Raw genomic sequence first — 11,877 nt, 5'->3', positions numbered from 1 at the left:
AGAGGATCTGTATGGCCAGAGATCCTCGGGTTACGCCTGAGGATGACGCTCCTAAAGACATTCGGAGGCACAGCATGATCCCGATCGATCTGATCCAGAAAACCGCCGAAGCTCTGATGGACAAAGCCGCCATCGAGATCCCCGAGGATTACCTCGACGGTCTGAAAAAGGCGGCCGAAACCGAGGACGGCGACCTGTCGTCCTTTGTCCTCAAGGCGATGCTCGACAATTACGAGGCGGCGAAGGAAGACCGCCGCGCGATGTGCGGTGACACCGGCGTGCCGCGCTGGTTCGTCAAGCTGGGCAATGACGCCAAGGTCGAGGGCGGCATGTGCGCGCTGGAAACCGCGCTGCGACGGGCGACGGCCATCTCGACCAACAGTGTGCCGCTGCGCCCGAACCGGGTGCATCCGCTTTGGCGGACCGATCACAACAACAACGTGGGTATCGGCGCGCCCGAGATCGAATACGGGTTCGAGCCGGAAGGGGAGTGGATCGACTTGATCACCGTCCACAAGGGCGGACTTTTCGGCACGGATTACCGGATGCTTTTCCCGAGCGACGGCATCCAGGGGATCAAACGCTTCTACCTCGACAGCCTCATGGCTTTCGGCAAACGCGGTCTGGCCTGTCAGCCGGCGATCATCGGGATCGGTCTTGGTGGGTCGAAAGACATCTGCATGACGTTGGGCAAGCGCGCCTCGGTCTTGCGCACCGTGGGCAGCCGCAATTCCGATCCGCGCATTGCCGCGATGGAGGACGAGTTCAAGGAACTGGGCAACTCCATCGGCATGGGCGCGATGGGCTTTGTCGGCAAGAACATGGTGATCGATTGCAATATCGAGGTGGGCTACTGCCACACCGGGGGGATGCCCATGTCGGTGCATGCCTTCTGCCTGTCCTCGCGTCGGGCCGTGGCGCGAATTTATCCCGATGGCCGGGTCGAGCACCGCACCGATCCCGATTGGTTCACGCCCTACCAGCGGCGCGAAACGGTCGAGTGGGAACCGATGCGCGAGGCGGCGGAATGAGGCGGGAAGGCTTTTCGAAAAGCCTTTCCGCCGCGATTTCGAAATCGCAGGCGAAGCCGCTTCGAAGCGGCTTGCTCCAAGCGCTTTCACGGAAGGATGGCCAATGAAGCCGCGCGAGATACGTCTATCCACCACGCCGACACCCGATGCGATTGCAGAGCTTCGGTTGGGTGATATCGTTTACCTGGACGGGCTGATGTACACGGCCCGCGAAGGTGTCTACATGCGCGCGCTGGAGGAAAAAGCAAACATTCCCATGGAGTTGCCGTCCGAAAGTGCGGCGAACTTCCATTGTTCCCCGGCGGCGCGGATCAACGCCGACGGGTCCTTCGACATGGGGGCTGTCACGGCTACAGCGTCGTTCCGCTTTGCCAAATGGTTGCCGGAATGGATGGAAAAGACCGGCGCGAAGCTGATCATTGGCAAGGGTGGCATGACCTCCAAGGATTACAAATCCTACTTCGTGCCGAATGGCGCGGTCTACCTTTCGACCGTGGGCTATGGCACCGGGGCGCTTCTGGGGCGCGGGGTGGAGAGTGTCGAAGCGGTGCATTGGAACGAAGAACTTGGTCTTGCACAGGCCATGTGGGTCATCAAATGCAACAAGATGGGGCCGTTTATCGTTGCCTCTGACATGAATGGCGATTGTCTGTTCGAACGGGAGAATGCCAAGATCGCGCAGAATATCGAGCGGGTGTATGAAGGCACGAAACCCGCCGTGCTCAAGCGCTACGGCGAAAGCGACGACAGGTCGGACGAGGTGATATGATCCAGAACCCATTTGCACCCGGGGCCAAGCGCCCGGAGGTGACCGAAGGCCTGTTCTCGCCCGAGGAAGTGGCACTAGCGAACCGCAACTCAGGCGCGTTGCTGGAAACGCTGGGGTTGGAGATCACACCCACAGGCACGCATTACCTGCTCAACCACTTCGATGTGCCGGTGCTTTCAGAGGCCGCGCATGTGCTGACCTTTGAAGGCGCGTTCGATGCGCCCTATGCGCTGACGATGGACGAGATCCGCGCGCTGCCGCAGGTGACACGTCCCGTCACGCTGGAATGTGCGGGGAACGGTCGCGCCGGGGTCAGCCCGCGCTGTTTCTCGATGCCGTGGATGTACGAGGCGGTGGGCACGTCGGAATGGACAGGAACTCCGCTTGCGCCGCTGCTGGAACGGGCAAAGCCGCAGAGCGGCGTGCAGGATTTCGCCTTTCTCGGCGCGGATTTCGGCTTCGACAAAGGCCAGCCGCACTATTTCGGGCGCAGCCTGACGCCCGAGCAGGTCGCGGAGCTAGACGTAATGTTGGTCTGGGGCATGAACGGTCAGCCTTTGCTGCCGCAGCACGGCGCGCCTTTGCGCATCATCGTTCCGGGCTGGTACGGCATGGCGTCGGTCAAATGGCTGACGACGATTGAGGCGCTGACAGAGCGATATCAGGGCTTTCAGCAGGTGCAGACCTACCGCCTGCGCAAGGACGAGAATGACCCCGGCACGCCGGTCACCACGATCCGGGTCAAATCGCTGATGAAACCACCGGGCGTGCCAGATTGGGTGACGCGGCAGCGCTGGTTGCAGGCGGGGCCTGTAACGCTCGAAGGGCGGGCATGGTCCGGAGGTGGGGTTCCGATCATGCGGGTCGAGGTGTTGTTGGGCGACACATGGCAGGACGCTGAACTGACGGGCCGTCCCGACACTTACGCCTGGACCGGCTGGCGCATCGACTGGGATGCGACGCCGGGCGTTTATGACCTCGCGTGCCGAGCCACCGATGCCAATGGCAACACGCAACCTTTGGAAGCCCCGTTCGACATGGCAGGCTTTGCCAACAATTCCGTTCACCGCGTGCGGGTCCACGTGGCAGAGGCCAGCACGTGACGCGCGGAGCCGACGTGGTGATGCAGACCCTTGCGGCGCATGGGGTCAAGGACATCTTCGCGCTCTCGGGCAACCAGATCATGCCGCTTTTCGATGCCAGCCTCGAGGCAGGCATCCGGCTCTATCATACGCGGCACGAGGCGGCGGCGGTCTACATGGCCGAAGGCTATGCGCAACTGTCGCGTGGGGTGGGCGTGGCGCTGGTCACCGCAGGGGCGGGACTCGGGAACGCTCTTGGCCCGCTCCTGACCGCGCGGGCGTCTGACACGCCGGTGCTGCTGCTGAGCGGGGACAGCCCCGTGGGCAAGGACGGGCAGGGCGCGTTTCAGGAGATGGATCAGGTCGCGCTGACCCGGTCGCTGACCAAATGGTCGGTGCGGGTGACGCGGGCTGCCGATCTGGCCGAGGTGATCGACAAAGCGGTGCGCGTGTCCCTGCAGGGGCGGCCCGGTCCGGTGCATGTGTCCCTGCCGGCGGATATCGTTCTGGCCGAGGCCGAGACGGCCACGACACTCTCGATCTCACCGCCGGAGCCGACAAATGTCTCTGCCTTGCGCGACTGGCTGCACTCAGCACAGCGCCCGATGATCGTCTTCGGCCCGTCACTCAACGCGACGCGGCAACCGGGTCTGGCGGCGCGGGTAGAACAGGCGACGGGCGCGCCGGTGGTGGTGATGGAAAGCCCGCGCGGCTTGAAGGACCCGTCGCTGGGCGCCGTGGCGCAGGTCTTTGCCGAGGCGGATCGTGTGCTCTTGCTGGGCAAACCGATGGATTTCACGCTGCAGTTTGGGGCGGCAGCCCCAAAGGCCGGTTGGGCGGTGGTGCATGCCGATCCCGAAGAACTGTCCCGTGCGCGGCGCAATTGTGCCGAACGCCTGACCCGCAGTATCGAAGCCGATCCGGTGGATGTGGCGCGGGGGTTGGCTTTTGGGTCGGGCACAGATCGTGATGGTGACTGGTTGGGCACCGTGCGTGCGGCCTGTGCGCGGCGGAGCAATGTCGGGGCAGGTGATGGCCTCAATTCCAACACCTTATGCGCGGCTGTTCATGCGGTGATGCAAGAGGTGCCAAACCCGGTTCTGGTCTGCGATGGAGGTGAATTCGGCCAATGGGCGCAGGCCAGCGTGTCTTCCCCGCGCCGGATCATCAACGGCGTGTCGGGGGCCATTGGGGGTGGCATCTGCTACGCGATGGCTGCACGCGCCGCGGACCCGGAGGCGACGGTGGTGGCGCTCATGGGGGATGGCACGGCCGGGTTCCACTTGCCCGAGTTCGAAACGGCGGTGCGGGAAAACCTGCCCTTCGTCGCGGTGATCGGCAATGACTTGCGGTGGAACGCCGAACACCAGATCCAGATGCGTGAATTCGGCAGCGACCGTCTGCACGGCTGTGATCTGAGCGAGGCTCGCTACGACGAGGTGGTCACCGCCTTGGGCGGCTTCGGCGCCTACGTGACCGATCTGTCTGATCTGCGCGCCGCCCTGCGCCGGGCCATCGCATCGGGCAAGCCGGCCTGCGTCAATGTAAGGATCGACGGCTTGCCGGCCCCGGTTGTGACCTGATGTTGTGACCTGATTTTGTGACCTGATCTAGATCCCGTGGATCGCCATCACCGCCAGCGTTGCCGGGCGGTGCAGCATCGCGTCGTGATGCGCAGCGAGTTTCGGGTAGTCCGACAGGTCCACACCGGCCTTCTCCATCCAGCGCGGCATCAGGAACAGGTAGGCATCGCAAAACGTATAGCGGTCGCCCATCGCCCATGGCCCCTTGAGGTGGTGGTTTTCCACGACCTTGGCGCAGTCGCGCATGTTGCTGGCCACCTTGGCCTTCATGGCCTCGTGCGCCTCAGGGCTGTCGGCCCAGCGGGCACCGCGCAACAGGTGGGCAAAGGCCACGTGCACCGTCGCGCAGAGATAGGCGCAAAGCGCGTCCGCTTCGGCCCGTTCAAACGGCGTGTCGGGCAGCATGTGGGCCTGCGGATGGATCGCCGCGATGTAGGTCAGGATCGCGGGGTTCTCGGTGATCACGCCATTGGGCGTCATCAGCGCGGGCACGCGGGCCTTGGGGTTGATCTCAAGATAGGCGGGTTCGTTATGAGCCCCTTTGGCGATTGGCACCTCGTGAACCGCGTATTGCGCGCCGACCTCTTCCAGCAGGATATGCGGGGCGAGGGCGGATGATCCCTTGGCATAGTAGAGTGTCAGCACGTGTCGATCTCCGGGTCAGGTTATGGTCAAGCAAGCGCCCGGATCAGGATGCCCAGCCCCAAAAGAAGGGACAGCCCGATCAGCAGCCGCCTGAAGATGTTGTCCGAGATGCGCCGGAAAACCGCAATGCCGATCTGTGCGGCAATCAGAGATGTGGGCAGGGCGATCAGAAAGGCGGTCATTGCAGGTGCGGTGTAGGCCCCGCGCCACCACAGCATGACCGTGGTGGTGAACAGCACGCTGACGTTGAAAGGTTGCAGCACGGCGCGGGTTTCGGCCTTGGGCCACGGGCGCATCGAACACCAGATCACCGGCAGCGCGCCTGACAGCGAGGCCATGCCGCCCAACACACCGCCGGTCAACCCGATCAGGGAATCAAGCACCGGCGTGCGGCGTTCGAACTTGGGCAGGTTTGCGCGGAAGCTGAAGAAGCCGCCGTAAACGATCAGAAGCACACCAATAATCAACTTGAGCGTATCTGCGTCGACAAAGCTGAGCAGCGAGATGCCGACGGGCACTCCCACCAGGCCGGGTATGATGAACCGCAGAAGTCGCGGCACGTTGCGGGTCAACGCCTCGCGGACCACCCACAGACCTTGCAGCCCGGTGACCACAGACATGAGTGCGACGATGGCCACTGCGCTGACGGGGTCGAGCGCAACGAGGAAGAATCCAAGCGCAAAAAGCGCCGTGCCCGTACCAGCCAGTCCGTTGACGAAGCCTCCGGCAATAGCGCCAAGGGTGATGAACAGGATCGCCTCTGACGTCATTGCGCTTCGGACTTTTCTGCTGCTGATCCGGCTGCATGGTCATTGACCGCGCGCAAGAGAGCGGCATGGATTTCTTCGATCACGCGCAACTTTGGGTGCTCTTTTCGATAGGCCAGCCCAAGGACGCGCATCGGTGCTTTTGGTCCAAGTGTCAGTCGATTGAGCGGAATCGCATAGGGACGTGACACGCAGGGGCGCGGAACGATGGACACGCCGAGGTTCGCATGCACCATGCTCGAAATCGCTTCGAGGTTTTCCAGCTCCATCGCCTCGCTGACGCGGATGCCGTTTTCCTGCAGCCAGGTCTCAATCAGCGTGCCCACAACGGCATCGCGGTTGAAGCGGATAAAGGGCTGTGTTTCCAGGATTTTGACAGGGTCAGTTTCGGTGACTTCAGAACCTGTGATAAGGTGCAGCGGCTCTTCCGCGATCTCGAGAAAGACAAGGCCCAGCGGCATCAGAACCGGCTTGGTGACAATGGCGACATCGTAATGCCCACGGTCCAGCCCCGACAGCAAAGCCGAGGTGAGGGCCGGAGTGATCCGAACCCGCAGGTCGGGAAACTGCGCACGCAGGATCGACATCGACAGTGGTGCGAGGCCAATCAGCGTGGTCGGCACCGCACCAAGGACGACTTCACCCGTCAGCCCGTCATCGCCCAGTACCGATGGCACAAGGTTGTCGTACTCTGCGACCAGCTTGCGCGCCCGCGCGACGACAGCACGTCCCAGAGGCGTCAGTTCGGGTGTCCGGTGGCTGCGGTCGAACAGCTGGATGCCGAGTTCGGTTTCCAGCGTCCGCATCTGTTGGCTGACGGCGGCATGGGTGATGAACACCGCATCCGCGGCGGCGCTGAATGTCTTGTGGTCGGCAACTGCGACCAGCGTTTTGAGCAATCGGATCGACATATCGGCATTTCTGTTCGTTTTGCTTACAGAACTTGTAATTTTTTATTACTTCGTCAAAGCTCTACTTAAGGTTAACGTAAGTCAAGAGCCCGCAATAGGGTCGAAGTTCATTTTGGGAGGAGGAAACTATGAAACTACGGACACTTGGTTCTGTATTGGCGGTCGGGGTGGGCCTGATGGCAGGTGCGGCTATGGCCGAATACCCGGAACGCCCGATCAACATGATCATCCCCTACGGTGCAGGTGGGGCAACGGATATTTCCGCGCGCACCATTGCGGAAGCGCTCGGCACGGCGGCTGGTACACCTCTCATCATGGCAAACGTCACCGGTGCGGGTGGGGCAACTGGTTCGGTTGCGGTGCAGAACGCAAAGCCCGATGGCTACACCATGCTGTTTGCGCGCGTTGGCTCGCATTCAGTGAACCCGGCGATGAAGGCAACTTTGCCTTACACGCTTGACGACTTCCGCTTTGTCACCGTCTACGAAATCAACCCGGTCGCCTGCGCTGTGAACCCGAACAGCGGTATCGAATCGATGGATGACCTGATCGCCAAGGTTGCCGAGGGCGGTGTCACCTACAGCTCATCCGGTGTGGGATCGCTGCTGCATCTGGCGGGTGCCATGGTGCTCAAGGAATTCGGTGTCGAGAACCCGCTGACCGAAGCCACGCATATTCCTCTGCAGGGTGGGGGCGCTGCGGCAACGGCTGTTCTGAACGGCACCGCGACATTCATCTGCACGAACACATCGGCGCTGGCGAATTTTGTGGCAAACAACCAGCTTAAGGCGCTGATGGTGACCACGGCAGAGCCGGTGGTGGGCTTTGACGCGCCAACAGCCAACGATCTGGGCAAGCCGCGCCTGAATGCTCTGGTCGGCTGGACAGGGATTGCCGGACCGGCTGGTCTGCCGGATGATGTGAGCGCCAAATGGGGTGACTGGATCACCGAAGCAGCGCAGGATGCCAAGTTCGCGGAAACGATGGGCTCTATGGGCTCGGTCATCGACGTGATGAGCCCTGACGAGGCGATCGAGTTCATCAACAACCAGTACACGGTGTTCCGCGAGCTGGTGGATGAGTTGGGGATGCGGATCGAGGGGTAACGCCTGATCCCCTGAGCCAAGATTGACCCGCGCCGGGGCCGACAGGCCCCGGCGTTTCCACCTGCGGAGCGCCCAGCATCATGTCCGAGAAAACCCTGCATCTGCGGCTTGGGATATTCACCTGTCTCGTCGCCTTGTTCCTGATCTTCTACGCCATCCCCAGTTTCGTGTTCTCGCCTTCGAACGTGGGCAACATCATCCTGTCGCCGCTGTTCTGGCCCTATGTGCTGGCGGGTCTGACGGTGATCGTCGGTCTGGGGCTGCTGGCAAATGCAGTGACCTCGGCCAAGGACACGCCGTTCGAGGATGAAGAGACCGTCCATCCCGAAGGGTCTGCCCCATGGATGCGGCTTGGGGCATTGGCGGTGATCATGGTGCTTGTGATGGTTGGCCTACCGACTTTAGGCATGGTCTGGACCGCGATGCTGGCCTTTGCCGCCTGCGCGTTCCTGTTCCGCACGCGCCATCCCGTTGCGGCCGTGGTTTGCGCGGTCATCGTGCCGCTCTTGCTCTACGCATTCTTCGCGCATGTCGCAGGCGTTGCGATCCCGCAGGGCAATTTCGTGAGGCTGCCATGAGCCTGATGGACAGCCTTGCCGCTGGCTTTTCGCTGGTCGGAAATTTCGAAGCGTTCTTCATGCTGTTTGTCGGCCTCGTGGTCGGCGTCGTGGCCGGGGCCATTCCGGGCCTGTCTGCGACAATGGCTGTCGCGCTGACATTGCCCTTCACCTTTGCGATGACGCCGATCAATGCGATCCTGCTGCTTCTCGGGGTCTACAAGGGCGGCATCTTTGGCGGGTCGATCCCGGCGATCCTGATCAAGACGCCGGGCACGCCTGCATCTTCGGCCACGATCCTGGACGGTCATCCGATGGCCGAACGGGGCGAGGCGGGCAGGGCGCTGGGCATGGCGCTTTATGCCTCCTGCACGGCGGACGCGGTGTCGAACCTTGCCCTGATCCTCTTTGCCGGGTGGCTTGCGTCCTTTGCTCTCAACTTCGGACCGCCTGAGTTCTTTGCGCTCATCCTCTTTTCGCTGACCATCATCGCCGGAGTGTCGGGCGAAAGCCTGCTGCGTGGGGCCTTGTCGGCCTTGGCCGGATTGCTGCTGGCGACCATCGGACTGGACCTTGTCTACGGCACCAATCGCTTCACCTTTGGCAACCCGAACATGATGGGCGGTCTGAACTTTATTGCGGTTCTGATCGGCCTGTTCGCCATTCCCGAGATCATCAACATGGCGTGGAACCCGGTGGCACATCTGGGGCGCACGCGGGCGTTGGGCAAATCGCGATGCAGCTGGGCCGATTACAAGAACAGCTTCAAGACCATCATCCGGGGCAGCATGATTGGCGTGTTCCTTGGCTCCATTCCCGGCATCGGGGCGGCACCTTCAGCCTTCCTCAGCTATTCCGAGGCGCGGCGCACCTCCAAGAACAAGGACAATTTCGGCAAGGGCGAGATCGAAGGCGTGGCGGCATCAGAAGCGGGCAACAACGGAGTGGCCGGGGCGACGTTGATCCCGCTGCTGGCATTGGGTGTTCCCGGTGACGTCATTACCGCCATCATCATCGGCGCGTTCATGGTGCACGGGCTTCAGCCGGGACCGATGATGTTCATTCTGAATGTCGACATCATCTATGGCCTCTTCATCGGCCTGATCGTCAGTTCCGTGTTCCTGCTGATCGTTGGATCGGTGGCGATCCGGGGGTTCCGGTTTGTCGCGGATGTGCCCAAGCGCATCCTGATGCCGGGGGTACTGATCCTGTGCATCTACGGGGTGTTTGCCGTGAACAACAACATCTTCGACGTGGGCGTGATGTTCGTCATGGGCTGGGTCGGCTACATCATGATGCGCAACCGAATCCCGGCTGCACCGTTCCTGATCGCGTTCATCCTTGGCCCGCTGCTTGAGGACAATTTCCGTCAGGCGATGCTCATGTCCGGCAGCGACCCGAGCATCCTGTTCCGGGGGCCGATCACGTGGTTCTTCTGGTTCCTGACCTTCGTGACGGTGTTCGCCATCACCCGCAGCACCCTGCGCAAGAAGGTGCCGCTCAGTTGAGATCTTCGAGGAGGCGGCCATGCCGGCGCGTCTCCTCGATCACCTGACCAAAGGTGGTCAGACCCCGTGCCTCAAGCATCGGAAGCATCTTAACGAGCACCTCTGCCGTAGCGCGCGCATCGCCAAGCGCTGTGTGCCGCAACGCGACCGGGATGGTGACGTTGAGCCGTTCGCACAGCGCGTCGAGCGTATGGCGTTCACTTGCCCCAAACAGCACTGCGGAGAGCAGCACTGTGTCGAGGATCGGATGGTCCCAAGTGACGCCCGTGGCCTTGGCCTGACGGTGCAGGAACGCCATGTCGAAGGGCGCATTATGTGCCACGATCACCGCGTCGCGAGAGAAGTCGTGGAACCGTTTTGACACCGCGCGAATGTCCGGCTGCCCGCGCACCATCGCGTCGGTGACCTTGTGCACCTTGGTCGAGGCGGGCGGGATCGGGCGACCCGGATCGACCAGTTGGTTGATCTGTTCGCCGTCAATGATCCGCCCGTTCAGCACCCGCACCGCGCCCAGCTGCACCACGTCGTCTTTGTGAGGCAAAAGCCCTGTGGTCTCGGTATCGAAGACCGAAAAACACAAGCTGCGGAGGGGGCGGTCAAGGATGTCCATCTCGGCGGCACCACGACGCTGGTCCAGCAGGTCGAAATCATAGATCAGCGGGCGGGGCGCGTCTGGCGAAAGGTCGAGGGTCTGGCTGTCGATCACCATGAGGTAGCCGCCGCCCTCCATCGGTTTCAGTTTGGTGTCAAAGCTTTGCGTGCCGTCCTGTGACTGTGCGGTGAACTGCACATCCATGCCCGTCCGGCCAAGCTTTCCAACCGCGGCCCCAAGGCTTTTGGGGTCAAAATATTCGGTGATCTGCGCGTTCAGGCGCGGCACGCCAAGCTGCGCCAGCACCTCGGCGGCTTGCCCGTCATAAAGCACGATCTGGCCGCTTGACCCGACAAGGATCGTCGCCACGGGGATTTCGGTCAGCAGCGCCGTCAGGCGGGCTTTCTCAGCCGTCAGCCGGGCGGTTTCAGTGGCGATTGCCTGTGCCGTGGTCAACGCCGTTTCATTCAGTTGCTGCGCAACTGCCGAGGCCGCCGGTGCGAGATCGCCAAGATACCGCGCCGCTTTCATGTCCAATGCGCCGTCGACCCCGGCATGGGCGCGGGTCCGCATCTGTGACGCCAGCCGTTCGATGGGTTTGGCGACGTTTTCGTCGAACAGAAGCCAGATGCCGACGGTCAGCCCAAGGATCAGAAACGCGGCAAGGATGGCGGCAAAGGTAAATCCGTTGGCCAATGTGGTTTCCAGAGCGCGGACATAGCCGAACCACAAGGCGGCACCTACGGACGCAAGCCCGCCAAGACCGAGAAGACAGAAGAACAGAAAGATGCGCAAACGCAGGCTGAGTTTCGACAACATCGCGTCACCCCTTGCGACACACGCCGGTGACGATTGGATCGTCCTGAGGCGTGTCGCGCCAGACCGGATCGCCACCATCGCCAAGCGCAGGATCAGCGCGCTGTCCGGTCGCGCAGTTCACCATCAACTCGACCGACCGCACCGTGCTCCATCTCTGAAAGAAATAGACATCCGCCATAAAGAGCGCCGCATTGTCTGAGTTCGCGCGGACATTCCCGGTGTCGAGCGCGATAAAGCGTTCGGTATAGGGCACCAGATAGGTCCAGGGCCGATAGAATGCCGTGCCTTCGACGGTCTGAACGACCTCCACGCCGTCCGGTAGCGCGTCGGAGGTGCGGCTGTACCAGCTGTATTCGCTGCTGATCGTGGTGGCGAGCATCGCCGCCCCGGCGGCAAGCGGCACAAGCCATTTCGGCACGCGCCCACCGGTCATGCGGGCGATCAGCATCATGACACCCGCACCGGCGATGCCTGCGATGATGACCGCGATCAGTTCCAGAAACATCT

General features: G+C 62.1%; 12 protein-coding genes. 7 read left to right on the top strand and 5 right to left on the bottom strand.

Features of this window, described 5'->3' with window-relative positions; translation table 11 throughout:
* The first annotated feature begins 74 nt into the window (after nt 1-74).
* The 4 genes from ACMVPR_RS10495 (at nt 75) to ACMVPR_RS10480 (ending at nt 4,465) form a co-directional block, all read left to right on the top strand.
* The gene (locus ACMVPR_RS10495) at nt 75-1,031 is read left to right on the top strand and encodes a fumarate hydratase (protein ID WP_416882832.1); all 957 of its coding nucleotides are present in this window, start codon (nt 75-77) and stop codon (nt 1,029-1,031) included.
* Nucleotides 1,032-1,134: 103 nt separating this feature from the next.
* Nucleotides 1,135-1,800: a fumarate hydratase C-terminal domain-containing protein gene (locus ACMVPR_RS10490; RefSeq protein ID WP_416882831.1), complete on the top strand. Its 666-nt coding sequence runs from the start codon at nt 1,135-1,137 to the stop codon at nt 1,798-1,800.
* Nucleotides 1,797-2,903, top strand: coding sequence for a sulfite oxidase (locus ACMVPR_RS10485; protein WP_416882830.1), 1,107 nt, complete (start codon nt 1,797-1,799; stop codon nt 2,901-2,903). The genes ACMVPR_RS10490 and ACMVPR_RS10485 overlap by 4 nt, the downstream gene beginning before the upstream one ends.
* The gene (locus tag ACMVPR_RS10480) at nt 2,900-4,465 is read left to right on the top strand and encodes a thiamine pyrophosphate-binding protein (protein ID WP_416882829.1); all 1,566 of its coding nucleotides are present in this window, start codon (nt 2,900-2,902) and stop codon (nt 4,463-4,465) included. The genes ACMVPR_RS10485 and ACMVPR_RS10480 overlap by 4 nt, the downstream gene beginning before the upstream one ends.
* 27 nt (nt 4,466-4,492) lie before the next feature.
* Here ACMVPR_RS10480 and ACMVPR_RS10475 read toward each other — a convergent pair whose 3' ends face one another.
* From ACMVPR_RS10475 to ACMVPR_RS10465, 3 genes are read right to left on the bottom strand one after another with little or no spacing between them, the layout of a single operon-like run.
* Nucleotides 4,493-5,110, bottom strand: coding sequence for a glutathione S-transferase family protein (locus ACMVPR_RS10475; RefSeq protein ID WP_416882828.1), 618 nt, complete (start codon nt 5,108-5,110; stop codon nt 4,493-4,495).
* A 26-nt stretch (nt 5,111-5,136) separates the two neighbouring features.
* Complete coding sequence (locus ACMVPR_RS10470; protein ID WP_416882827.1) at nt 5,137-5,880, bottom strand: sulfite exporter TauE/SafE family protein; 744 nt, start codon at nt 5,878-5,880, stop codon at nt 5,137-5,139.
* Nucleotides 5,877-6,788 carry a LysR family transcriptional regulator gene (locus ACMVPR_RS10465; RefSeq protein WP_416882826.1) on the bottom strand — a complete coding sequence of 304 codons (912 nt, stop codon included), beginning with the start codon at nt 6,786-6,788 and terminating at the stop codon, nt 5,877-5,879. Before ACMVPR_RS10465 ends, ACMVPR_RS10470 begins: the two co-directional genes overlap by 4 nt.
* A gap of 128 nt (nt 6,789-6,916) precedes the next feature.
* Between ACMVPR_RS10465 and ACMVPR_RS10460 the strand changes: the two genes are divergently transcribed.
* From ACMVPR_RS10460 to ACMVPR_RS10450, 3 genes are all read left to right on the top strand, one after another.
* Nucleotides 6,917-7,894, top strand: coding sequence for a Bug family tripartite tricarboxylate transporter substrate binding protein (locus ACMVPR_RS10460; protein WP_416882825.1), 978 nt, complete (start codon nt 6,917-6,919; stop codon nt 7,892-7,894).
* Between the two features lie 80 nt (nt 7,895-7,974).
* Nucleotides 7,975-8,472 carry a tripartite tricarboxylate transporter TctB family protein gene (locus ACMVPR_RS10455; protein WP_416882824.1) on the top strand — a complete coding sequence of 166 codons (498 nt, stop codon included), beginning with the start codon at nt 7,975-7,977 and terminating at the stop codon, nt 8,470-8,472.
* Entirely contained in the window at nt 8,469-9,959 is a 1,491-nt protein-coding gene (locus tag ACMVPR_RS10450; RefSeq protein WP_416882823.1) for a tripartite tricarboxylate transporter permease, read from the top strand. Before ACMVPR_RS10455 ends, ACMVPR_RS10450 begins: the two co-directional genes overlap by 4 nt.
* Here ACMVPR_RS10450 and ACMVPR_RS10445 read toward each other — a convergent pair.
* On the bottom strand, nt 9,952-11,370 hold the full coding sequence (locus ACMVPR_RS10445; protein WP_416882822.1) for an exonuclease domain-containing protein: 1,419 nt from the start codon (nt 11,368-11,370) through the stop codon (nt 9,952-9,954). The two genes, ACMVPR_RS10450 and ACMVPR_RS10445, sit on opposite strands and share 8 nt — an antisense overlap.
* Nucleotides 11,371-11,374: 4 nt before the next feature.
* On the bottom strand, nt 11,375-11,875 hold the full coding sequence (locus ACMVPR_RS10440) for a hypothetical protein (protein ID WP_416882821.1): 501 nt from the start codon (nt 11,873-11,875) through the stop codon (nt 11,375-11,377).
* Nucleotides 11,876-11,877 lie beyond the last annotated feature (2 nt).

It is taken from the genome of Marivita sp., from assembly GCF_048006345.1.
Lineage (GTDB): Bacteria > Pseudomonadota > Alphaproteobacteria > Rhodobacterales > Rhodobacteraceae > Marivita.
Note: the sequence above shows the minus strand (reverse complement) of the source record. Positions and strands in the feature narration are given on the sequence as shown.

Coding starts and splice junctions, on each gene's coding strand:
- ACMVPR_RS10495 (WP_416882832.1), top strand. CDS start 75: ATGATCCCGATCGATCTGATCCAGAAAACCGCCGAAGCTCTGATGGAC.
- ACMVPR_RS10490 (WP_416882831.1), top strand. CDS start 1,135: ATGAAGCCGCGCGAGATACGTCTATCCACCACGCCGACACCCGATGCG.
- ACMVPR_RS10485 (WP_416882830.1), top strand. CDS start 1,797: ATGATCCAGAACCCATTTGCACCCGGGGCCAAGCGCCCGGAGGTGACC.
- ACMVPR_RS10470 (WP_416882827.1), bottom strand. CDS start 5,880: ATGACGTCAGAGGCGATCCTGTTCATCACCCTTGGCGCTATTGCCGGA.
- ACMVPR_RS10465 (WP_416882826.1), bottom strand. CDS start 6,788: ATGTCGATCCGATTGCTCAAAACGCTGGTCGCAGTTGCCGACCACAAG.
- ACMVPR_RS10460 (WP_416882825.1), top strand. CDS start 6,917: ATGAAACTACGGACACTTGGTTCTGTATTGGCGGTCGGGGTGGGCCTG.
- ACMVPR_RS10455 (WP_416882824.1), top strand. CDS start 7,975: ATGTCCGAGAAAACCCTGCATCTGCGGCTTGGGATATTCACCTGTCTC.
- ACMVPR_RS10450 (WP_416882823.1), top strand. CDS start 8,469: ATGAGCCTGATGGACAGCCTTGCCGCTGGCTTTTCGCTGGTCGGAAAT.
- ACMVPR_RS10445 (WP_416882822.1), bottom strand. CDS start 11,370: ATGTTGTCGAAACTCAGCCTGCGTTTGCGCATCTTTCTGTTCTTCTGT.
- ACMVPR_RS10440 (WP_416882821.1), bottom strand. CDS start 11,875: ATGTTTCTGGAACTGATCGCGGTCATCATCGCAGGCATCGCCGGTGCG.